At 34.4% G+C, this 22,842-nt stretch carries 27 protein-coding genes; 7 read left to right on the top strand and 20 right to left on the bottom strand.

Annotation, left to right across the window (positions count from 1 at the left end):
* Positions 1–13: 13 nt before the first annotated feature.
* Positions 14–412, bottom strand: coding sequence for an alternative ribosome rescue aminoacyl-tRNA hydrolase ArfB (arfB, locus tag F0460_RS12915; RefSeq protein WP_150013862.1), 399 nt, complete (start codon positions 410–412; stop codon positions 14–16).
* A gap of 127 nt (positions 413–539) precedes the next feature.
* The gene (locus F0460_RS12910; RefSeq protein WP_190304155.1) at positions 540–1,175 is read right to left on the bottom strand and encodes a 4'-phosphopantetheinyl transferase family protein; all 636 of its coding nucleotides are present in this window, start codon (positions 1,173–1,175) and stop codon (positions 540–542) included.
* Between the two features lie 88 nt (positions 1,176–1,263).
* Between F0460_RS12910 and ahcY the strand changes: the two genes are divergently transcribed.
* From ahcY to F0460_RS12900, 3 genes are all read left to right on the top strand, one after another.
* Positions 1,264–2,580 (top strand): adenosylhomocysteinase, encoded by a 1,317-nt coding sequence (ahcY, locus tag F0460_RS12905; RefSeq protein ID WP_150013899.1) that lies wholly within the window; start codon positions 1,264–1,266, stop codon positions 2,578–2,580.
* A 77-nt stretch (positions 2,581–2,657) separates the two neighbouring features.
* Complete coding sequence (locus F0460_RS16215) at positions 2,658–2,822, top strand: hypothetical protein (protein WP_190304154.1); 165 nt, start codon at positions 2,658–2,660, stop codon at positions 2,820–2,822.
* Between the two features lies 1 nt (position 2,823).
* Positions 2,824–3,306 (top strand): hypothetical protein, encoded by a 483-nt coding sequence (locus tag F0460_RS12900; protein WP_150013860.1) that lies wholly within the window; start codon positions 2,824–2,826, stop codon positions 3,304–3,306.
* A gap of 25 nt (positions 3,307–3,331) precedes the next feature.
* On the opposite strand, the gene F0460_RS12895 is transcribed toward F0460_RS12900, so the two are convergent.
* From F0460_RS12895 to F0460_RS12850, 10 genes are all read right to left on the bottom strand, one after another.
* Positions 3,332–3,832 (bottom strand): hypothetical protein, encoded by a 501-nt coding sequence (locus F0460_RS12895; RefSeq protein ID WP_150013858.1) that lies wholly within the window; start codon positions 3,830–3,832, stop codon positions 3,332–3,334.
* 10 nt (positions 3,833–3,842) lie between these two features.
* Positions 3,843–4,586, bottom strand: a complete 744-nt coding sequence (locus tag F0460_RS12890) for a dioxygenase family protein (RefSeq protein ID WP_150013856.1) — start codon at positions 4,584–4,586, stop codon at positions 3,843–3,845.
* Between the two features lie 6 nt (positions 4,587–4,592).
* Complete coding sequence (locus F0460_RS12885; RefSeq protein WP_150013854.1) at positions 4,593–5,219, bottom strand: pirin family protein; 627 nt, start codon at positions 5,217–5,219, stop codon at positions 4,593–4,595.
* A gap of 133 nt (positions 5,220–5,352) precedes the next feature.
* Entirely contained in the window at positions 5,353–5,985 is a 633-nt protein-coding gene (locus tag F0460_RS12880) for a hypothetical protein (RefSeq protein WP_150013852.1), read from the bottom strand.
* Positions 5,975–6,478, bottom strand: a complete 504-nt coding sequence (locus F0460_RS12875; RefSeq protein WP_150013850.1) for an RNA polymerase sigma factor — start codon at positions 6,476–6,478, stop codon at positions 5,975–5,977. Before F0460_RS12875 ends, F0460_RS12880 begins: the two co-directional genes overlap by 11 nt.
* A 104-nt stretch (positions 6,479–6,582) precedes the next feature.
* Positions 6,583–7,446, bottom strand: coding sequence for a sigma-70 family RNA polymerase sigma factor (locus tag F0460_RS12870; RefSeq protein WP_090677933.1), 864 nt, complete (start codon positions 7,444–7,446; stop codon positions 6,583–6,585).
* An 84-nt stretch (positions 7,447–7,530) separates the two neighbouring features.
* Entirely contained in the window at positions 7,531–8,391 is an 861-nt protein-coding gene (locus F0460_RS12865; RefSeq protein WP_150013848.1) for a carboxypeptidase-like regulatory domain-containing protein, read from the bottom strand.
* Positions 8,392–8,467: 76 nt separating this feature from the next.
* A complete protein-coding gene (locus F0460_RS12860) occupies positions 8,468–10,690 on the bottom strand; it encodes a polyribonucleotide nucleotidyltransferase (protein ID WP_150013846.1) in 2,223 nt (740 codons plus the stop codon).
* A 139-nt stretch (positions 10,691–10,829) separates the two neighbouring features.
* Positions 10,830–11,099, bottom strand: a complete 270-nt coding sequence (gene rpsO, locus F0460_RS12855) for a 30S ribosomal protein S15 (protein WP_091517771.1) — start codon at positions 11,097–11,099, stop codon at positions 10,830–10,832.
* A gap of 100 nt (positions 11,100–11,199) precedes the next feature.
* On the bottom strand, positions 11,200–11,658 hold the full coding sequence (locus tag F0460_RS12850; RefSeq protein WP_150013844.1) for a GAF domain-containing protein: 459 nt from the start codon (positions 11,656–11,658) through the stop codon (positions 11,200–11,202).
* Between the two features lie 50 nt (positions 11,659–11,708).
* Here F0460_RS12850 and F0460_RS12845 point away from each other — a divergent pair, with 50 nt between their 5' ends.
* The 4 genes from F0460_RS12845 to F0460_RS12830 are packed head-to-tail and all read left to right on the top strand — an operon-like array spanning position 11,709 to position 15,406.
* A complete protein-coding gene (locus F0460_RS12845) occupies positions 11,709–12,128 on the top strand; it encodes an HYC_CC_PP family protein (protein ID WP_150013842.1) in 420 nt (139 codons plus the stop codon).
* 46 nt (positions 12,129–12,174) lie between these two features.
* The gene (locus F0460_RS12840; protein ID WP_150013840.1) at positions 12,175–14,406 is read left to right on the top strand and encodes a TonB-dependent receptor plug domain-containing protein; all 2,232 of its coding nucleotides are present in this window, start codon (positions 12,175–12,177) and stop codon (positions 14,404–14,406) included.
* Between the two features lie 24 nt (positions 14,407–14,430).
* Positions 14,431–14,778: a heavy-metal-associated domain-containing protein gene (locus F0460_RS12835; RefSeq protein WP_150013838.1), complete on the top strand. Its 348-nt coding sequence runs from the start codon at positions 14,431–14,433 to the stop codon at positions 14,776–14,778.
* Positions 14,779–14,833: 55 nt separating this feature from the next.
* On the top strand, positions 14,834–15,406 hold the full coding sequence (locus F0460_RS12830; RefSeq protein WP_150013836.1) for a LemA family protein: 573 nt from the start codon (positions 14,834–14,836) through the stop codon (positions 15,404–15,406).
* 56 nt (positions 15,407–15,462) lie between these two features.
* Here F0460_RS12830 and groL read toward each other — a convergent pair whose 3' ends face one another.
* The 8 genes from groL to miaB all read right to left on the bottom strand — a co-directional run bounded on the left by groL (position 15,463) and on the right by miaB (position 22,814).
* On the bottom strand, positions 15,463–17,091 hold the full coding sequence (gene groL, locus F0460_RS12825) for a chaperonin GroEL (RefSeq protein ID WP_150013834.1): 1,629 nt from the start codon (positions 17,089–17,091) through the stop codon (positions 15,463–15,465).
* A 98-nt stretch (positions 17,092–17,189) separates the two neighbouring features.
* Complete coding sequence (locus F0460_RS12820) at positions 17,190–17,465, bottom strand: co-chaperone GroES (protein WP_129756842.1); 276 nt, start codon at positions 17,463–17,465, stop codon at positions 17,190–17,192.
* A gap of 140 nt (positions 17,466–17,605) precedes the next feature.
* Complete coding sequence (gene secG, locus F0460_RS12815; protein ID WP_150013832.1) at positions 17,606–17,992, bottom strand: preprotein translocase subunit SecG; 387 nt, start codon at positions 17,990–17,992, stop codon at positions 17,606–17,608.
* Between the two features lie 5 nt (positions 17,993–17,997).
* Positions 17,998–18,969, bottom strand: coding sequence for a tetratricopeptide repeat protein (locus F0460_RS12810; RefSeq protein ID WP_150013830.1), 972 nt, complete (start codon positions 18,967–18,969; stop codon positions 17,998–18,000).
* 5 nt (positions 18,970–18,974) lie between these two features.
* Positions 18,975–19,487, bottom strand: a complete 513-nt coding sequence (locus F0460_RS12805; RefSeq protein ID WP_150013828.1) for an LptE family protein — start codon at positions 19,485–19,487, stop codon at positions 18,975–18,977.
* A 107-nt stretch (positions 19,488–19,594) separates the two neighbouring features.
* Positions 19,595–20,872, bottom strand: coding sequence for a sigma-54 interaction domain-containing protein (locus tag F0460_RS12800; RefSeq protein WP_150013826.1), 1,278 nt, complete (start codon positions 20,870–20,872; stop codon positions 19,595–19,597).
* 67 nt (positions 20,873–20,939) lie between these two features.
* A complete protein-coding gene (locus F0460_RS12795; protein WP_150013824.1) occupies positions 20,940–21,329 on the bottom strand; it encodes a four helix bundle protein in 390 nt (129 codons plus the stop codon).
* Positions 21,330–21,368: 39 nt separating this feature from the next.
* On the bottom strand, positions 21,369–22,814 hold the full coding sequence (gene miaB, locus F0460_RS12790; RefSeq protein WP_150013822.1) for a tRNA (N6-isopentenyl adenosine(37)-C2)-methylthiotransferase MiaB: 1,446 nt from the start codon (positions 22,812–22,814) through the stop codon (positions 21,369–21,371).
* Positions 22,815–22,842 lie beyond the last annotated feature (28 nt).

Here is a 22,842-nt window from a genome sequence, read left to right as displayed (position 1 = left end):
TTACATTTATGACTTAAAACCTAAACTTTCTATTCTCTTTTTTATCGGCGATGCGTTGTTTGTCTTCTAAACGTTTTTTAATAATCGATTTAGGAATTTTAGTAGCAATACGTTTTTTATCTTTCTTCAATGCATTTTCTAACAACATAAACAAACGTTGGGTACATAATTCTTTATTTTTAAGCTGGCTGCGGGTTTCGCCACATTCTACCATAATAAAACCTTCTTTGGTAATACGGTTGGCTAATTTTTCGAATAATGTTGTTTTTTCATCGGCGGTTAAGCCATTGCTTTGTTCAACAAAAAACTGAATTTGAACTTTTGTAGCTACTTTGTTAACGTTTTGTCCGCCGGCACCCGAACTGCGTACGGCTTTGTATTGTATTTCGGTTTGTATAATTTCTTTATTCATAGTTTTGTGTTATTTCAACAGATAAACGGATTATTTAATAGTTGCTATGGGATGCTGAAACAAGTTCAGCATGACATTATTGGCGACTAATCAAAACGAAATCTGTGCATCTGTGGGAAAAGAAAAATCATTCATTTTCTAATGCGTAAACCAAGGTGTAATTTTCAAATGTTTCAAAATGAAACGTAAATCGACTGTCAAAATCTAATTCTTTACAATTGACTAAAGCCGTGCCTTGGTTGGTGTTTTTAGTGAAATCGTGAATGTGCATATCTTGTTTAAAACTCAAACTGCGCGAATTGCACATTTTGTACAAAGCTTCTTTCGCGCCCCAGATTACGCTTAAATCTTCTTTATAATTTCTTTCGATATTCAAAAAACTGCTTTCAGATCCAATAAATTTATCAGCAATTTTAATGATCTTTTCTCGCTGTTTTTCCAAATCAATCCCAACGTTTTGAGAACTGACAATAATCGCAGAAAAATCATACGAATGGGTTATTGAAATATGCTTTCCATCTGCCAAACTCGGCTTTCCGTTGGTATCGTAATTTAAATCAAAATCGGTATAACCAGCTTCTATCAATAATTTCCGAACACTCAAAAATCCCTTACGGTGTTGTTCAGAAAGCATTCCGTTCAATCTGTGCAAATGTTTGTCCTGTAACTCAACCGCCGCATTCAATTCGGCTTCGCTTTCTAAAATCTTCCAAATAAATATCTGCGTATCAATATCGTACGAAATAGTTTTAAATAAGGGCATATTGTAACGGTTTATGATTTCGTTTGCAATCTATTAAAATGAAATGCGTAAATTTGCAAACAATTTGATACACAAATATACAGAATACATGAGTACAAAAACGATACCTTACGTGCCATTTAAAGTGAAAGATATTTCATTAGCGGCTTGGGGAAGAAAAGAAATTGAGTTAGCAGAAGCTGAAATGCCAGGATTAATGGCGCTTCGCGAAGAGTATAAAAACGAGCAGCCTTTAAAAGGTGCGCGTATTGCAGGATGTTTACACATGACCATACAAACGGCTGTGTTAATTGAAACGTTAAAAGCTTTGGGTGCAGAAGTTACTTGGAGTTCTTGTAACATTTTTTCTACACAAGATCAGGCTGCAGCTGCAATTGCTGAAACCGGAATTCAGGTTTATGCTTGGAAAGGTTTGAACGAAGAAGAATTTGACTGGTGTATTGAGCAAACATTGTTCTTTGGTGAAGACCGTCAGCCGTTAAACATGATTTTAGATGATGGTGGTGATTTAACAAACATGGTTATTGATCGTTATCCGGAATTGGTTGCGGGAATCAAAGGTTTGTCTGAAGAAACTACAACTGGTGTTCACCGTTTGTACGAGCGTGTTAAGGCAGGAACTTTGCCAATGCCAGCAATCAATGTGAACGATTCGGTTACCAAATCTAAATTCGATAATAAATATGGATGTAAAGAATCGGCTGTTGATGCTATTCGTCGTGCTACCGATTTAATGTTGGCTGGTAAACGCGTGGTTGTTTGTGGTTACGGTGATGTTGGTAAAGGAACGGCAGCGTCTTTCCGCGGAGCAGGGTCTATCGTTACAGTTACAGAAATTGATCCAATTTGTGCTTTACAGGCAGCTATGGACGGTTTTGAGGTGAAGAAATTAGATACAGTTGTTGGTAATGCAGATATCATTATTACAACTACCGGAAACAAAGACATCGTTGTTGGTCGTCATTTCGAAAAAATGAAAGATAAAACCGTTGTTTGTAACATAGGTCACTTTGATAATGAAATTGATATCGCTTGGTTGAATAAAAATCATGGCGCTTCAAAAATTGAAATAAAACCACAGGTTGATAAATATACAATTGCTGGAAACGATATCATTATTTTGGCAGAAGGACGTTTGGTAAACTTAGGTTGCGCAACAGGTCACCCGTCATTTGTAATGAGTAACTCGTTTACAAACCAAACATTGGCACAGATCGAATTATGGAAAAATTCTGATAAATACGAGAATGATGTGTATATGTTACCAAAGCATTTAGATGAAAAAGTTGCTGCTTTACACTTGGCTAAATTAGGTGTTGAGTTAGAAACTTTATCAACCGAACAAGCAGGATACATTGGTGTTGAGGTTCAAGGACCATTTAAACCAGAATATTACAGATACTAATTATTGTTATCGCATAAAACTAAAAGCAACTCAATTGAGTTGCTTTTTTTATATCTTTAATTTAAGAAAAAATTGATATGATAAGAAAAAGTATTTTAATTTCAGGTCTTTTGTTTACAACAATATCTTTTGGTCAAACAGCAAACCAAATGAATCTAAAGGGAAAGGTAAAAAGTATTCAGGAAGTTCATGAAAAATGTCCTGCAATAGCACTTGCCACCAGTTACTTGCGAAAAGAATAAAGTGTTTTATTATTTTGATAAGAAAGGTTTTGTTTTAGAACCTCAAAAAGAGAACTTAAATGATTATATAGTTGAAAAAACCAAAACAAAAGAAGGGTATATTCTTATAAAATATTTAGAATGGGATGGTGTTAAACGAAAGCATTTTGAGGAATATTATAACAAAAAAAATATTCAAACTAAAGTCATAAATTATCATGCCGATGGTGAAATTATAGGCTTATGGGAGTTTGCTTACAATAAAAAAGGAAGAAAAACAGAACAGAAATTAACAAATATTTGGAATGGAGTTACTAAAGTTTATCATCACTTTTATAACGAACAAGGCGATATTGTAATGATTAAATTCTACGAAAATGGAGAATTGATTAAAGAAGAAAACAATGAAATTTCTTATAAGTTTGATAAAAAAGGAAACTGGGTTTCAAAAGCAATTCTTGGTGGACATTTTCAAACATATAACAGAACAATTACCTACTACTAAAAAAGCAACTTATTTGAGTTGCTCTTCATAAATGAATTACCGAAATAGATAAATTTTTTAGACAGGGAAACATTAATGTTTCAATAATTTTTTCATTTGATATATCCTTGCTTACTAAATAATAATCGTTGATACAATCTATTAAATGATAAGGTTTTGATATGTAGTTAATTGTTATATAATGCTTGCTTTTATCTAACAAATTAGATTGAATTATATGTACATTAAAATGTGTAAACTGTAAATAACTGGTGTTTAAATTATCGGGTACCGAAAAAATATTGTTATTTAATAATTCTATACTTGGTATAACTCTAGCAGCTAACAAATTGTTTAACTGTATAGCGTTTTCGTTATGTTTTATAAGATCTTTATAAGAATTTACTTTTAAATTTTCTAACTGAAAAATATTTGATTGAATTAAAAATTCATTAAAAGTTTCTTCAAAAATATGTTTTTCCCAAGCAGTTGAGACATTGTTATTTATGTGTTGGCTGTATGTAAACTGAATTTTCTTGTAATTCATTCTTTTGTAATTAAATAGGTACTTTAATAATTGCTTCAACAGTGTATCCATTCGCAACACTTCCTGTAACAGTAGCAATTTGCTGTCCGGTAGTGTCATCACTAAAAACGTTATCTTTTGTGTTGTATGTATAACTACTCATGCCTTTTGTATAACCATAGTCTGTTGCTGCATTAACTGTAATAACAGCACTGTTTGATCCTTCTGGAAATGCTATTTGAGTAACTTTTAATGACGTTCCGTTTGCTTTGTAAACATGTACGTGTATATGTGTTGCTCTTCCTTGATACCATCCCGGAAATATCGATTGAAACGTTACATAGCCATTTGATGCTGTTGTTTGTCGTCCACGTAAAAAATTATAATCTCTATAATCTGCCTGTTGCATGTTTGTTGCACCGTACTGAGAATAATTTCCATCTTTATCACAATGCCAGATATCAATAAAAATACCTTCGGCTGCAGCACAATCGTTGTTCACATCTTCAATTTTGATTTTAATTTCGCACGCCACACCCGTACGATCTCCCTTAATATTTATAATTTGATATGAACTTGGATTTTTAGTAGGGAAGGGCCCTTCGGTTTCTGTAGGCCAACTTTTACATTCTGTGTTTCCGCCAGTGTTACTTCCGCCGCCATCATCTACAATTACAGTAGTGTCATCGCTACCATTACAACCAGTTAGTTTAGGTAATATCAAGGCCATGCCTAAAAAACCTAAGCTGTTCTTTAAAAAATCTTTTCTTTCCATTGTTGTTTATGTTATTAGTTCTATAATTTGTATTAACGCGTTGTTTGATAATGCTTCAAAATCAATTAAATCGGTATTTTCAATTAGTAATGCTTCTCTTGCTTCTAATAATCTATCGTTTACTTCAAAAGCTCCAGAAATAATAAAAATCATATAATTGTTTTTCTTATCTATGGTTAAAAAATCTTTTGTTCGCAACTCGTATAATCCAAAGTAAATGTTTGTTTTTTTATGAATTAAGCTAAATTTCGACAGCTTGTTTTGTTGTAAAGTAATATCGATATTTTGTGTAATATTACTTTGTTGTTGCACTATAAAAAATAATCCGTACGAAAAATCTTCTGCTAAGGCTTTTATATCAATAGTTTCATTTTTAATTACAGGAACACTGATTATTTCGTTTGCTTGAACGTTGTTATTATTTATGCTGAATGAGCCAACTAAAGGAATTAACACAGCAGTTTGGTTTGTTAAGTTTTTGCACGAATAATTTACATTTTGATACAAACTTATATCTGTAAATAAAGAAATGTCTTTAAATGAATTAACGTTGTTTTTATGATTAAAATATTGTGTAATTCTTTTGAATTTATCTTCTTCTTTAAGGGTTTGTTTGTTTTTTAAAATAATCATTGTCGAAACTTTGATATAAAAGTATATAAAAGTTTAGTCGTTTATTTTTAATTGAGGTAAATGCCAGTGAAACGTAGGGAAAAAATTTTTATAGAATTCTATAAAAAAAAGCAACTCATTCGAGTTGCTTTTTTTAATCTTCAAATTCGTCCATTAATTCTTTTAGCTGTTTTAAATATCTGCCATAGAACTTTTTAATAATCCATTCCGAAAGTAATATCAAACCAATAATTGTTACAACACCAATGATTAAAACTGTGTAAATAAACGCAGGATCTGTTTGAAAAGTTTCTTTAAAATGATAGAATTTTTCTACCAAATCGTACGTTTTGTCTTTACCTGCCGTAATTACAAACAAAGCTATAGCTGTTGGCAATAAAATATAGATTGACGATCGATATGTCTCAATAGCAAAATGAAATTCATAATATAGCTTAATAATACTTTCGCGGCTGTTAAACGTGTTGGGTTGCTTAATCATTTTACTAATGGTGTAAAACCTGCGGTAGTAATACAACCCAAAAACAATAAACTGACATACCAAAAAGTAATAAATCAGACTTAAAACACCGTATATTTGTGACGATTCCATTAAAGGAACTATTAAAATAAACACAATACTTACAATCCAAAAAATGGCTTCGCGCTTAAAACTTTTAATTATTTTTTCGGCTAACGATTTACTTTTGGTTAAATATTCAGCTTTTATGTTAATATCCTTTTCGGGCTGGTTGTCCCATTTTTTTTGTAACTCATCAAAATTCATATCCGTTCTTTTTTATGATGGTTTGTAATTTTTCTTTTGTTCTGTTTAATTTTACACGTGCATTCACTTCGCTGATACCCAAGTTTTCGGCAATGTCTTTATGGTTCATTCCTTCTAAAAACAAGAAAATTAGGGCTTTTTCTACTTTGTTGAGTTCTTGCACGGCATCGTAAAAATATTTCAGTTGTTCTTCTTTAAAAGCACTGTCGTCGGTATCAATACGGTCGTAATTTTCATGAAGTTCGTATTTGTCCTGTTTTTTATCGTCTTTTTTAAAGAAGGTTAAAGCGGTATTCAAACAAACACGATACATCCAGGTAGAAAATTGACTGTCGCCTTTAAAGTTTTGATACGATTTCCACAACTGAAAAGTCATTTCCTGAATCAAGTCTTGCTGATCTTCCGTATGGTCAAAGTACATCCTGGAAATTTTATATAAAATTCCTTTGTGTTTTTGCATCAAGTCCAAGAATTCTTTTTCGGTGGCTTTCAAAGCAGAATAATTTTTACAAAATGTTAGTATCGTTTATTTTGATTTGTTACAAAGTGTACATAAAAAAAACTCGTTACCTAAATAACGAGTTTTTAAAATTGATATTATCCTAAATAAGTTTTTAAGATTTTACTGCGAGATGTATGTTTTAATCTGCGGATTGCTTTTTCTTTGATCTGACGAACACGTTCGCGCGTTAAATCAAAAGTTTCTCCAATTTCTTCTAATGTCATTGGGTGCTGATCGCCCAATCCAAAATACAAACGAACAACATCTGCTTCACGTGGAGTTAATGTTTCCAACGCACGTTCGATTTCTGTTCTTAATGATTCATGAATCAGTTCACGATCCGGATTTGGTGATTCGCCCGAACGCAATACATCGTACAAGTTAGAATCTTCTCCTTCTACTAAAGGTGCATCCATTGATAAGTGACGACCAGAGTTTTTCATTGACTCTTTCACGTCGTTTACCGTCATGTCTAATTCTTTAGCGATTTCTTCTGCCGATGGCGGACGTTCGTTCGATTGTTCTAACAACGCATACATTTTGTTGATTTTATTGATAGAACCAATTTTATTTAATGGTAAACGTACGATACGTGATTGTTCTGCTAAAGCTGATAAGATTGATTGACGGATCCACCAAACGGCGTACGAAATAAATTTAAAACCACGTGTTTCATCAAAACGTTGTGCGGCTTTAATTAATCCCAAGTTTCCTTCGTTAATTAAATCGGGTAACGTTAAACCTTGATTTTGGTATTGTTTTGCTACCGATACTACAAAACGTAAATTAGCTTTTGTTAATTTCTCTAATGCACGCTGATCACCAGCTTTAATGCGTTGTGCTAATTCTACTTCTTCGTCGGCAGTAATTAAATCTACTTTACCAATTTCTTGTAAATATTTGTCTAACGATGCCGTTTCACGATTGGTTACCTGTTTGGTAATTTTAAGTTGTCTCATGTTTTAAATAACCCCTTCCTTTGTTGTTAACTTGTAGTTATACGCAGCATGTTGCAAAATGTTACAAAAAGTTGTAAAACTTTTTTATTCGTACGAATCTACGGTGATGTAAAAAGGATAATTCATTGGGCCGCTTTCCCAACCTTCGTAAATATTAGATCTTAAGGTTATGATATTTGAGGTTGCTGCGCCAACGTTCATAAGTAAGTTGCCTTCATTTTCTCCTTTTCTAAATTCAATTTTTTGTACTTTAAGAATAGCTGCTATCTTTTTAGTGCCGTCTAGATAAATATCTTTGTTTTCTGTGTTTAACACCAGCCACCCTTTTTGGTTTTCGTTGATAGAGAAGTTTATTTCACTGTGTGGAATGCGTTTAGTAGGTTTGTTGTTTTCTACTTCATAAAACTGCAAATTAAAAATGGCTCTTTTAAAAGTTATGCCGTTTATATGCCAATGAACTTTCTTCAATCTTTTTAAATGATCATTTGTTTTAATGATTAATCCAAATTCACTTCCAGAATCTTTATTTTCATTATCAAAACGATTCATTTGCCCTTGAATGTTTCCCGAACCTTCATTTGTTCTACCATAAGTACGTTCTTTAATTTTAGCGTTTGCTGGTGGAATAATCAGTTCTTGAAGTACTTCTGTAGCCGGATTTAAAAAAATATTGTAAACACTTGTGGCATTTTGTAAGGTAATTTCTTGCAGCTCAAAACCGAATTGCTCTACGATTACTTTTAACGGTAATTTGTATTTGTTTGTATCGATCATAAAAATTCCTTTTTCGTTTGATACAAAACTTTTCTTGTGATCGGGTAGAAGCACGATGGCAAAATCTATTGGTTCTTTTGTTTCCGAATCTGAAATTTGCAGGTTAATGTTTTGTGCGGTAATAATTTGTGTAACAAGTGTGCACACAAAAAGTAAAAGAGTGTTTTTCATAAGTAGTTTGTTTTGGTTGTAAAAATAAAAAAACCGATGAGGTTTGCTCATCGGTTTAGAATAGATTTAACAGAAACTATTTGTTTTCTTCTTTCTTGTCGTTAGAAGGTTTGTTATCGTTATTTCTGTGCGCTGGTCTGTTTTCAGACTTGCCTTCTCCGTTTTCAGATTTTCCTTCTGGTTTTGGAGGGCGAGGTAATAATGCCTTGCGCGATACTTTTTCTTTTCTTGTTTTAGGATCTAAACCTAAATATTTAACTTGGAATACATCGCCCATGTTTACTACATCGGTAACATTTTCTGTACGTTCCCAAGCTAATTCAGATACGTGTAATAAAACTTCGTTTCCTGGTGCAGCAGTATATTCTACTACAGCGCCAAATTCTAACATTTTAATTACTTTAACTTCGTAAGCTTCGCCAACTTGTGGTTTAAAAGTGATCGATTGAATTTTAGCCAATACTGCTTCAATTCCTGCAGGATCGGTTCCTAAAATTTCCACAACGCCTTCTTCATCAACCTCGGTAATTACAATTGTTGTACCAGTAGCTTTTTGTAATTCTTGAATTACTTTACCACCCGGACCAATCAACGCACCAATGTAAGCACCAGGAATTGTTCTCATGATGATTTTTGGAGCATGAACTTTAACTTCTTCGTTTGGTTTCGCTAAAGTTTCTGTCAGTTTTCCAAGGATATGTAAACGACCTTCACGAGCCTGATCTAAAGCCTGCTCCATGATTTCGTATTTCAATCCATCAATTTTGATATCCATTTGGCAAGCTGTAATACCTTCTGAAGTTCCAGTTACCTTGAAATCCATATCTCCCAAGTGATCTTCGTCACCTAAAATATCAGATAAAACTGCGAAACGATTTCCGTCTGTAATCAATCCCATCGCGATTCCAGAAACCGGACGAATCATTTGAATACCAGCATCCATCAAAGATAAAGTACCTGCACAAACAGTTGCCATTGAAGACGATCCGTTTGATTCTAATACTTCAGAAACCACACGGATTGTATAAGGACAATCTGCAGGAATCATGTTTTTTAATGCACGTTGCGCCAAGTTTCCGTGACCAACTTCTCTTCTTGAAGTTCCTCTTAAAGGACGAGCTTCTCCTGTTGAAAATGGTGGGAAATTATAGTGTAAGTAGAATTTTTCTTCTCCTTGTTCAGATGGCGAATCAATAACGTTTGCTTCTCTAGAAGTTCCTAAAGTTGCAGTTGCCAATGCTTGAGTTTCTCCACGTGTAAACAATGCAGAACCGTGAACCGATGGTAAGTAATCAACTTCGCACCAAATTGGGCGAATTTCAGTTGTTTTTCTTCCGTCTAAACGTGTCCCTAAATCTAAAGTAACGTTACGAACAGCGTCTTTGTTTACTTTTTTGAAATATTTAGAAACTAAATCGCCGTTTTCTAACAATTCTTCTTCTGTAAACAACGCCACTACTTCTTCTTTTACGGCATCAAAAGCAGCAGAGCGTTCATGTTTTGCAGAACCTTTACTTGCAATAGCGTAAATTTTATCGTAAGCCGCTTGTTTAACTTTTGCTAAAATAGCTTCGTCTTCTTTCTCTCCTTCGTATTCGCGAACTTCTTTCTTTCCAAATGCAGCTGCCAACCTTTCTTGAGCATCAATTTGTACTTTAATGTGTTCGTGTGCGAATTTAATGGCTTCAACCATTTCTTTTTCTGAAATTTCTTTCATTTCACCTTCTACCATTGTGATAGAATCTCTTGAAGCACCGATCATCATGTCGATATCAGACAATTCTAATTGTGCACGAGAAGGGTTGATGATGAATTTTCCATCGATACGTCCAACTCTTGCTTCAGAAATCAAAGTTTCAAAAGGAATGTCAGACAAAGCAAGTGCTGCCGAAGCTGCCAAACCTGCCAATGCATCAGGCATTACGTCTTCGTCATGAGACATTAACTGAATCATAACTTGAACTTCTGCGTGATAATCACTTGGGAAAAGCGGACGCAAAACGCGGTCTACCAATCTCATTGTTAATACTTCGCTATCGCTTGGGCGCGCTTCTCTTTTAAAGAAACCACCTGGAAAACGACCAGCTGCAGCAAATTTTTCGCGATAATCTACCGTTAACGGTAAAAAGTCGATTCCCGGACTTGCTTTTCTTGCGGAAACAACGGTTCCTAAAATAACCGTTTTTCCAATTCTTACTACTATAGAACCATCGGCTTGTTTCGCCAAGCGTCCTGTCTCGATTGTGATGTTTCTGCCATCACCTAAATCGATGCTTTCTACAAATAATTGTGGAATCATAAATTAATTCTCTAATTGATTAAACAATGGGTTGTTGTTGTGTTGTGTAGTTGTTGTTCCCCAATGAAAAACCAAGCTTTTATGCTTAAATATAATAAAAAAAAGAGGTGCACATGCGCACACCTCGTTGTAAAATGGATTATTTTCTAATACCCAATTCTTTGATAATTTCACGATATCTGTTGATATCTTTTTTCTTTAAGTAATCTAAAAGACTTCTTCTTTTACCTACTAAAAGAACTAATGAACGCTCTGTATTGTAATCGTGACGATTCTTTTTTAAGTGTTCTGTTAAATGCGAAATTCTGAATGTGAATAATGCAATTTGTCCTTCTGCTGAACCTGTGTTCGCTGCAGCACCTCCGTGTTTAGCGAAGATTTCTTCTTTAACTTCTTTAGTTAAATACATGCTAATATTATTTAAATGATTATTATGTAATGTTTTGAATTATAAAATTCGATGCAAATGTACATCTTTTTTTTAATCCTGCAATTATGTGTCTGTATTTTTACCCTTTATACATTTCTGCAATTTCATCGGTAAGCCATTCCAGTAATTCCTGATCTTCGCTACTAAATGCGCTTGCGGTGTTTGAATCGATATCGATCTGACCTATGTTGATACCATTTACAATAATTGGTACAACAATTTCAGATTTCACATCAATGTTACACGAAATATAATTGTCTTGCGCAGTAACATCATCAACCAAAAAAGTTTCATTGCTTTCGGCAACCTGCCCGCAAATGCCTTTCCCAAACTGAATAGTGGTATGGTCTGTAGGTAACCCGGCAAATGGTCCCAAGTGCAATTCTCTCTTGTTGGCATCGGCAAAATAAAAGCCAACCCAATCGTAATGTGCTACATTTAAACGCAAAAGATTACAAATTTCTTGTAATCGTTCGTTAATGGTTTTGTTCGATTTTATGATTTCTGTTAAAGAAATCTTTAATTGTTCTCTTTCCATATTCTTTTTTTTAGTAAATTTACAAAAAATTAAAACGCAACAAAATTTAAATGTTTCAACGCTATCTATATAATTTTTTATTAGCAGCAGCCGTACTTTTCTCAAATGTAGGGTTAGCTATTAATATTCATTATTGTGGAAACGAAATTGAAAAAGTTGAATTAGGTTATGCTGCGTCTATAAATTGTGCAGAAGACACACACGAAAAAGCGTGTTGCAAAGAAAAAAACGAAACGGTAAAGAAAGATTGTTGTAAAAACGAAACCATTAAACAAAAAACAGACGATGTTGTTATAAAGGTTTTTAACGTTCAGCAGTTTTCAGATTTTATAACGCCTGTTGTTTATAAATTTCAGCCACTTGTTATTTCTAAAAGCAATCTGCCAAAGAAAATCAATGTTACTTTTCGTTGCGAAAGTAATGCTCCGCCATTATACAAACTCTATAACCAATACTTGCTGTACGCATAATTACACATTTTTTACCAAAAGAATGTTTAATTAATTATGCAAATTCATGAAATATACCTTAATGCTATTGTGTGCGTTCGGCGTGCACAACATTTATGCCCAAGATACTTACAAGGGTAAAGTTTTAGATACTTACAATTCATCTATAGAAAAAGCAAATATTACGGTTAACGACAGCGTTGTTGCCACTACAGATAAATTCGGAATGTTCGAAGTTACTTTAAACGAACCGTCTGCAGTTTATATTTATGCTGAAGGATACGAGGTTTTAGAAGCCGAATTAACAGATAAAGACCAATTTTACACGTTTCAAATTCAACCCGAAGCTAGTTTAAACGAATTGGTTGTAAACGTAAACAAGAAAAATACCGAACGTAATAAAGGTATTACCAACTCGCAAACCATGAACAGTGGCGAGTTGCTAAAAGCGGCTTGTTGTAATTTGGCTGAATCTTTTGAAACAAATCCGTCAATTGATGTGAATTTTTCAGATGCCATTTCCGGATCAAAACAAATTAAAATGTTGGGCTTAACAAGTCCGTATATTTTAATTGCCGAAGAAAATATTCCGAGTGTTCGCGGGGCTTCGCAGGCTTACGGTTTGTCGTTCACGCCGGGAACTTGGGTAGAAAGTATTCAGGTTACCAAAGGTGCGGGAAGTGTTGTGAATGGTTTTGAAAGTATTTCGGGACAGATAAATACCGAATTGATCAAGCCAGGAAACGATATTCCTTTCTTCTTGAATTTATACGGATCAACCGATGCGCGTTTTGAATTGAATGCTCATTTTAATGAGAAAATTTCTGATAAATGGAGCACTTCGTTGTTTGTTCATGGAAACACCCGCGTTAAAAAGAATGATATGAATCACGACGGATTTTTAGATAATCCGCTTGGAAGTCAGGTAAATGTAATGAACCGTTGGCAGTATCAAAACCTTGAAAAAGGTTGGATTGCCTTTATTACGGCACGTTACATGAAAGACGAAAAACAAACCGGAGAAATTGATTTTGATAAGAAACAACACAAATTATCAACTTTAAAATGGGGATCAGAACTAAATACCGATAAGTTTGATGCCAGTACAAAAGTTGGTTATGTTTTCCCAGATCAGCCTTACAAAAGTTTCGGTTGGCAGAACTCGTTCAGCTATCATAAACAAAATTCGTATTTTGGTTTAAACCAGTTCGATATCACACAACGCAGTATTTATTCCAACTTTTTATATAGTTCTATCATCAGCAATACGTTGCATAAATTCTCTACCGGAGCAAGTTTTATGCACGATGATTATTCGGAATTCGTAGCAAATTACGGTAATAGAAATTTCGACAGAACCGATACAAGCTACGGTGCTTTCTTTGAATATACGTATGATAATGCCAATAATTTAGCGTTGATTTTAGGTGGAAGAATCGATAATTCTAACCGATTGGGAACGTTTGTAACTCCGCGTATGCACTTGCGTTACAATCCGGGGGAAAAAACAACCCTTCGTGCATCGGCAGGTCGAGGAAAAAGATTGGCGAATATTTTTGCAGAAAACCAGTATTTGTTCGCAAGTTCACGTCAGTTTAATATTTTGAACGAAGGCGGAAAAGCTTATGGAATGGACCCTGAAATTGCTTGGAATTATGGTCTAAGTGTGTCGCAAGATTTTACTTTTTTAGGAAAGAATGCTAGTTTAACGCTTGATTTTTACCGCACCGATTTCCAAAATCAGATTGTAGTTGATATGGATCAATCTGCAAGAACCGTTAATTTTTATAATTTAGATGGTAAATCGTACGCAAATTCTTTTCAAGCCGAATTAAATTACAACATCATCAAACATTTAAACTTAAGAACGGCGTATAAATATTACGATATTAAAACAACGTATGGCGATAAAACGTTAGAACGACCATTGCAGGCTAAACATCGTCTATTTGCCAATTTAGAATTTACTACACACGAAAATAACGGCAGTTATTGGAAGTTCGATGCTACTTGGAACTGGTTAGGAGCGCAGCGTTTACCTTATACAGGCGATAATTCGGCAGAAAATCAGTTGGCATCATATACCAACCCGTTTTCTACAATCAATGCACAGGTAACTAAAGTTTTTTCTGATAGATTTGAAGTGTATGTTGGTGGCGAAAACATTGGGAATTATCAACAGCATAGAGTGATTTTAGGAGCTGATGATCCGTTTGGCAATGAATTTGATAGTACAATTGTGTACGGACCAATTTTTGGACAAATGTATTATGCCGGATTACGATTTAAAATTAAATAACTAACAATTTAAAAATAAAGAAAAATGAAAAAATACTTATTAGTATTATTGGCTGTTTTAGGTGTGGCATTTACATCTACAGCACAGGAAAAGAAAAGCAAAAACGCAAAAGTTGATGTTGAAGTAAAGGGTAATTGCGATATGTGTAAAAAACGTATTGAAAAAGCTGCTTTTGCTGTAAAAGGAGTAAAATCGGCTGATTGGCATTCAGACGATCAAACCCTTCACTTGATTATCGACGAAAACAAAACCACTGCATTAAAAGTTCAGGAATCGGTTGCAAAAGCTGGTCACGATACTAAAGAAGTTAAAGCAGAAAAGGATACTTACGATAATTTACATGGCTGTTGCCAATACGATAGAGAATCGTAAAGAATTAATTTTATAAAACTGTATCTTTTTAGATGCAGTTTTTTATTTTTATAGAATGAAAAAAGTTATAATTATATTTATATCACTAATTGTTGCAGCTTTCCTTGTAATTTCAATTGGTAAGTATTTTGTTGAACGTGAAATTATTCAACGGGATCAAGATGTAGATGAAAAATGGAATTTGTTAAAGAATGATGTTTACTTACATGCAGAATTACTTTCTAAGATAAATGAAAACAATAAATATATTTCAAATGATAGTTTAAATCTGATTATAAATAATCAAAAGATGATTAACGAATGCACCTTGGATTTTTCAGAAAATGAATATTATTTAAATAAATTAGTTTTAAAAATTAAGGCAGATACTTTATCGAATGATAGTGATTTGAACGCATTAGAATCCAAACATAAAAGACTGAATCATTTAGTTTTAAATTACGATACAGCTGCAAGAAATTATAATGATTTTATTAGAAGTTTTCCCTTAAATCTGTATACTTTCAAGCGTTATAAAACAAAAGAGTGGTTTGAATTGAAGTATGGAATTGAGAATGAAAACCCAAAAACGAAGTATGATAAAGACCTAGAGTGGATGTTAGAGATAGAAAAAAGTAAAGGTTTGTAAAATAAAAAATCCGACTAATTTTAGTCGGATTTTTTTATTTTATATTGAAACGGATCTTACATCATTCCTGGCATACCGCCGCCCATTGGCATTTGGCCTGCACCTTCTTCTTTAATATCAACTAAAGCACATTCTGTAGTTAAGATCATTCCGGCAACCGAAGCTGCGTTTTCTAAAGCTACACGAGTTACTTTTTTAGGATCGATGATTCCAGCTGCTAACATATCAACATATTCGTCGGTTTTAGCATTGTAACCATAATTTCCTGAACCTTCGGCAACTTTTGCTACAATAACAGATCCTTCTAAACCTGCATTTTCAACAATCGTTCTTAAAGGCGATTCAATAGCACGAGAAACAATCTGAATACCTGTTTTCTCATCAGCATTTAAAGCATCAACACTTGATAATGCTGCTTTTGCTCTTAACAAAGCAACACCACCACCAGCAACAATTCCTTCTTCAACAGCTGCACGTGTTGCGTGTAAAGCATCGTCTACACGGTCTTTTTTCTCTTTCATTTCCACTTCAGAAGCTGCACCAACGTAAAGTACAGCAACACCGCCAGCTAATTTAGCCAAACGCTCTTGTAATTTTTCACGATCGTAATCAGAAGTTGTAGTTTCCATTTGTGCTTTAATCTGGTTAACTCTGTTTTTAATCATATCAGAATCACCTGCACCGTTTACAATTGTAGTGTTGTCTTTATCGATAGAAACGCGCTCTGCAGTTCCTAACATTTCCAACGTAGCATTTTCTAACGTGTAACCGCTTTCTTCTGCAATCACAGTTCCGCCTGTTAAAATAGCGATGTCTTCTAACATTGCTTTTCTACGGTCACCAAAACCTGGAGCTTTTACAGCAGCAATTTTTAATGCACCACGCAATTTGTTTACAACCAAAGTCGATAACGCTTCACCATCTACATCTTCAGCAATGATTAACAATGCTTTTCCTGATTGTGCTACCGGTTCTAAAACTGGTAATAATTCTTTTAATGAAGATATTTTTTTATCGTACAATAAGATATATGGATTGTCGAATTCCGTTTCCATTTTTTCAGGATTTGTAACGAAATAAGGAGAAAGGTATCCTCTGTCAAACTGCATTCCTTCCACAACATCAACGTACGTATCTGTTCCTTTAGCTTCTTCAACAGTAATTACACCTTCTTTACCAACTTTACCAAAAGCTTCGGCAATTAATTCACCAATAACTTCGTCGTTGTTAGCTGAAATAGATGCAACTTGCTTGATTTTATCGGTAGTAGATCCAACTTCTTGTGCTTGTTTTGATAAATCGGAAACAATAGCTTCAACAGCTTTGTCAATTCCACGTTTTAAATCCATTGGGTTTGCACCTGCAGCAACGTTTTTTAAACCTTCTTTAACAATAGCTTGTGCCAAAACAGTTGCAGTTGTAGTTCCGTCACCAGCTAAATCGTTGGTTTTACTTGCTACTTCTTTCACCATTTGTGCCCCCATGTTTTCTAACGCATCAGCTAATTCTACTTCTTTAGCTACAGTAACACCATCTTTTGTTACGTGTGGTGCACCGAACGATTTAGAAATAATTACGTTACGCCCTTTTGGACCCAAAGTTACTTTTACTGCATTTGCCAATGCATCAACACCACGTTTTAAACCGTCGCGTGCTTCAATATCAAATTTTATATCTTTTGCCATTTTTATTTTTTGTTTAAATTGTTGAACCTGTAATCGTTTATTTGTTTAACTGTTGATCTGTTCCGATTTATCGAATAAACAAATCAACGAATAAACAACTATATAATCGCCAAAATATCTTCCTCACGCATGATTAAGAAATCTTTGCCTTCAAATTTTAAATCGGTACCTGCATATTTTCCATATAAAACAGTGTCGCCAACTTTTACGGTTAACGGCTCGTCTTTTTTACCGTTACCAACAGCAACAACAGTTCCTTTTTGTGGTTTCTCTTTTGCTGTGTCTGGAATAATGATTCCTGATGCAGTTTGAGTTTCTGCAGCAGCTGGTTCAATAATAACGCGGTCTGCTAATGGTTTAACGTTTAATGCCATACTATTTAAGTTTATTTTTTTATAATTGATTTGTTATTGATTTGACCAAAAGTATGCCAACCAGTAAAAGTGATATTTTGACAGAAATAAAAATGCCAGCTTATGACAAGCTGGCATTAATTTGTGTATTTCACTATAATTTAGTTAGCAGGTTGTGCCGGTGTAGTGGCAGGCGCTTGCTCGCTTGGAGTATTTTGCGCTGGTTGAGCCTGACCTTGTGCGGCACCTGCAGTAGGTAAAGCAGCTGGCGGAGCCACAACGGTGTTTGGATCTAAAATTTTAGAATCGCTAGAGAAATCACCTTGGAAACTTAAGCTAGAAACTAAAATTAAAATTACTAAAGCAGCTGCCAAAGTCCATGTACTTTTATCTAAAAATTTATTTGTGTTTTGTACACCACCAATAGATGTTGAACCACCTAACGATGAATCTAAACCACCGCCTTTAGGGTTTTGAATCATAATAACAATGATTAAAAGTAGGGCAACAATGGTGATTAACACTAAAAAAATCGTAAACATATTTATTTGTTTTATATATTATTAAACTCTTGTAATTTTTTTATATCGAAAATTCGATTTGCAAATAAACTACTTTTTTCTGGATATTTCAAAATTAAAATTTCATAAGCTTGTATTGCTTTCTGATATTTTTTCTGTTCTAGATAAATTCTTGCCAAAGTTTCGGTCATGTAGAAAGGTTCATCTTCATTTAACCTTTCCGTATTTATTACCGGAACAACCGCCGATTTACTTGGGGTAATTTTAGGATTTGTTTCGATAAATCGATCAATTAAATCCATGTTTTTTTGTTTGGTTGGAATTGTTTCTTCAACAATTATTTTTTCTTCTGGTTTGATATTTTCGTTCGAAATTTCAGTAGTTTCTCGTTGAATTGGCTGCGCCGATGTCAGTTTTAGCCATTCTGTAAACGAAAATTTGTCATTTTCTGAAAAATCTAACGGTTTACCAACTTCTAAATTTTCTTCTAACTGATGGATTTCTTCTGAAGGAACTTCTTTTGCAACCTGTTTTTCTTCAATTAAAGCATTTTCTTTATCCAGTTTGTTCGCTTCAATTTTGGATTTTGAAATTTGATCGATCTTATGAAATAGTTCAGTTTCCTTATCCTGATTTTCAATATATACCAACGTATCCAAGACACGTTTTTCAATGGTTTCGTCTAACGTAGGTTCCGGTTTTTTAAATTCAATGTAATTTTCATCAACCACATTTAAATCTTCAATATGTAGCGGTTTGTAGGTTACAAAATTTTCCGAAACAATATAATCAAACAAAACGTCGCGATCTGTTGTGTAAGCAGCGGTTTTTTTAAGTTCGCTGTTGTAAAGAAAACTGCGTTGCTGGTTTAATGCCTTTAAATACAGCGCACGAGCCGATTGTAAATACGGATATTCACTAATCATATCTTTTAAAGCTTCCGTATTTTCTGCTGTTAATTGGTACGGATTATTTAGCCACTGTATGTATTGCTGTGCATTCATAAAACTTACCATTTAGCTAACGATGCGTTGAAAATGTCTTGCGTAATACGTTCGTAAATTTCATCTAAAGCAGTGTTTAATGTTCCGCCAATTAATTGAGTGTTCGCTGGAAAATCGTAAAAGTGCGAGAATGTTTTTTCGAAATCGTCTTCCGGAGTTTTTTTGTTGGTGAAACGCACATTTATTGCGATGTACAAACGGTTTTGTGCTGCTGTTTGATCGGCAGTTGCTGTCATTGGTGAAATACGGTATTGAGTAATTTCGCCTTCGTAAACCAAATCGGCATTGGTGTTTGTCATGGTCAGGCTGGTTTGCCCAGCAATTAAATCCTGAAGTTTTATGGTAAAGTTACGTTCAATACCCGGTTCTATTAATTCGGCATTATTCAAAAAAGAGTTTACCTGAAAGCTTTCAGCGTCAATTGGAGCTGTTCCTGTAAAATTGTATGCGCCACAACTTGATAAAATCAAGCAGAAAAGTAATGCCGTAAATTTGTATAATGTATGTTGTAATTTCATTTGTTGATTTGTTTGAACCGTTGAATCGTTGATTTGTTTAGATCACTTTATTCTTCTCAATTTATTCAGACTTTACGGCTTTAGAGATTTGACTTTAAGACTAAAGCTTACAAATCATATTGTTTGATTTTTCTGTACAATGTTCTTTCCGAAATTCCCAATTCATCTGCCGCAGCCTTACGTTTTCCGCTGTTGCGTTCCAACGCTTTTTTGATCAGCTGAATCTCTTTTTCTTCTAATTTAAGCGTTTCTTCATCGTCAATCGTTTCGGCAATCAAATAATTATCTTCTTCGTTTTCATCGTCGATTAATTCGGTTTGATGATTGCTTTTAGCAGTTGAAGTATGTTCGTTTAAAGGAAAAGATCGATTGGTTTGTTTGTTCTGGGCATCTTCGTTTTGATTGTAAATGCGCTGAATTAACGATTTGTTTGTTTCCTGAACCTGTGTTGAGTTTGAATTGTTCATTAACTCCAATGTCAGCTTTCGTAAATCGGTTAAATCGGCTTTCATATCGAACAAAACCTTGTATAAAATTTCGCGTTCGTTGCTAAAATCACTTTCCGATTTTTTAGTTTCGATAAGTGACGGCAATTGCGCATTTCGCTCGGGAAGATATCCCTGCATGGTTTTTAGATTGATGTCACGATTGGTTTCGATAACAGAAATCTGCTCGGCAATATTGCGAAGCTGACGAATGTTTCCGCCCCAACGATAATGCATTAAATATTCGGCAGCATCGGGTGTTAGTTTGATAGGCGGCATTTTGTATTTATGCGCAAAATCTGATGAAAATTTACGGAAAAGCAAATGAATATCTTCTCCACGCTCGCGCAAAGGCGGCAATGCGATTTCGACAGTGCTTAAACGATAATATAAATCTTCACGAAACTTACCTTTATCAATAGCTTCGAACATTTTAACGTTGGTTGCCGCTACAATACGCACATCGGTTTTTTGAACTTTTGATGATCCTACTTTGATAAATTCGCCGTTTTCTAATACACGAAGTAGTCTAACTTGCGTAGTTAAAGGCAATTCACCAACTTCGTCTAAAAAAATAGTTCCACCGTTTGCAACTTCAAAATAACCTTCACGACTACCAACAGCACCTGTAAACGCGCCTTTTTCGTGACCAAAAAGTTCCGAATCAATCGTTCCTTCAGGAATTGCTCCGCAGTTTACCGCAATGTATTTTCCGTGTTTGCGATGCGATAACGCATGTATAATTTTTGGAATATTTTCTTTACCAACGCCGCTTTCACCGGTAACCAAAACAGAAATATCGGTTGGAGCCACCTGAATGGCTTTCTCCAATGCCCGATTTAGTTTAATGTCGTTACCGATAATTTCAAAACGTTGTTTGATGCTTTGAACGTTTTCCATAGCTTTTTTATATTGTTTAAGGTTTCAAGTTTTTTTTGTTTAAGGTTAAATCTACAATGTGAATTTGTTATTTAAACTTAGTTCCCTTAAAATCTTTTCTGTTTAGATAAACAATGAAATTTTTTATTTTCCCACTCAATTTTTCATAGTCATCTTTTAATTGCTCAAAATCTCTTTCACTAATATATTCACAGTCAAAAAGTCTATACAATTGGGATCTAGTTTCTCCTGTAGAACCTTTTGCGATAGAAAGAAATTGTCTGAACTCTAAGTTACCATCTCTTTCAAATCCTTCTGCAATATTATCCATGACAGATCCTGATGAAGATTTAATTTGCTCTTTAAATTTAAAGTCTGTTTTTAAATTTGTTTCAATAGATATTTTATGAATAACTTTCGCTAATCTTCTAGCTTCTTGCCATATTTCTAAATCCTCAAATCTATTTATTGTTGCCATAACATGAAACTTGAAACAAATTAAACTTGAAACAAATAACTACTGCATTTGTGAATAACTTACACCTTCGCCAATTAAGGTTGCCGATGTACAGTCTGATACTTTTACCAATACAAAATCGCCTACTTTGTAATTTGCTTTAGGGAAAACCACCGTTGTATTTTGTGAATTTCTTCCAGACCAATGTTCATCTGAACGTTTAGATGTTTTTTCGATTAAAACTTCAACCGTATCACCCACAAAACGTTTGGTACGTTCCATAGCAATGCGTTGCTGTAAATCTACAATTTCTTGTAATCTGCGTTTTTTCACCGGTTCAGGTACATCGTCTTCCATTTTTCTGGCAGCCATTGTTCCCGGACGCTCAGAATAAGCAAACATGTATCCGAAATCATATTTTATATGTTCCATCAACGATAAAGTATCTTGGTGGTCTTCTTCGGTTTCTGTTGGGAAACCTGTAATCATATCTTGAGATAACGATATTTCAGGAATAATTTTATAAATTCTGTCAACCAAATCCATATATTCTTCACGCGTGTGCTGACGGTTCATTTCGTGTAAAATACGAGTTGATCCCGACTGAACCGGTAAATGAATGTATTTACAGATATTTTGATGCTTCGCCATTACGTGAATTACTTCATCGTGCATATCCTGCGGGTTTGATGTTGAAAAACGGAAACGCATTTTTGGATAACTTGTTGCGCACATATCTAAAAGCTGTGCAAAATCTACCGCCGTTGCTTTTTGCATTTCGGTTGCTTTCACAAAATCTTTCTTCAATCCGCCGCCGTACCATAAATACGAATCCACGTTTTGACCTAATAAAGTGATTTCTTTAAAACCGCGTTGGTGTAAATCTTTAATTTCTTCCATGATACTTTGCGGCTCACGAGAACGCTCACGTCCACGGGTGAAAGGAACTACGCAAAAAGTACACATATTGTCACAACCACGCGTAATAGAAACAAAAGCTGTTACGCCGTTGCTGTTTAAGCGCACCGGAGCAATGTCGCCATACGTTTCTTCTTTCGATAGAATTACGTTAATCGCATCGCGCCCTTCGCCAACATCTTTTAAAAGGTTTGGAATATCCTTGTAAGCATCTGGTCCAACAACCATGTCTACAATTTTCTCTTCTTCTAAAAACTTGCTTTTTAAACGTTCTGCCATACAACCCAAAACACCAACTTTCATTGATGGATTGATCGCTTTTACAGCGTTGTATTTTTCTAAACGTTTACGAATGGTTTGCTCGGCTTTATCGCGAATAGAACACGTATTAACCAAAACCAAATCGGCTTCTTCTAAATTCTGTGTGGTATTATAACCTTCGTTCGCTAAAATAGACGCAACAATTTCACTGTCAGAAAAATTCATCTGGCAGCCATAACTTTCTATAAATAACTTTTTGGTATTATTTTGTTGTTGATCTAAAACCAGGCTTGTACCCTGTTTTTGTTCTTCAATTACCTTTTCCATAAATCACGGTCGTGTACTAAATCAATTT

The organism is Paenimyroides baculatum (assembly GCF_008629655.1).
GTDB lineage: Bacteria > Bacteroidota > Bacteroidia > Flavobacteriales > Flavobacteriaceae > Flavobacterium > Flavobacterium baculatum.
The sequence above is the reverse complement of the archived record's forward strand: the minus strand, read 5'-3'. Positions and strand labels throughout refer to the sequence as shown.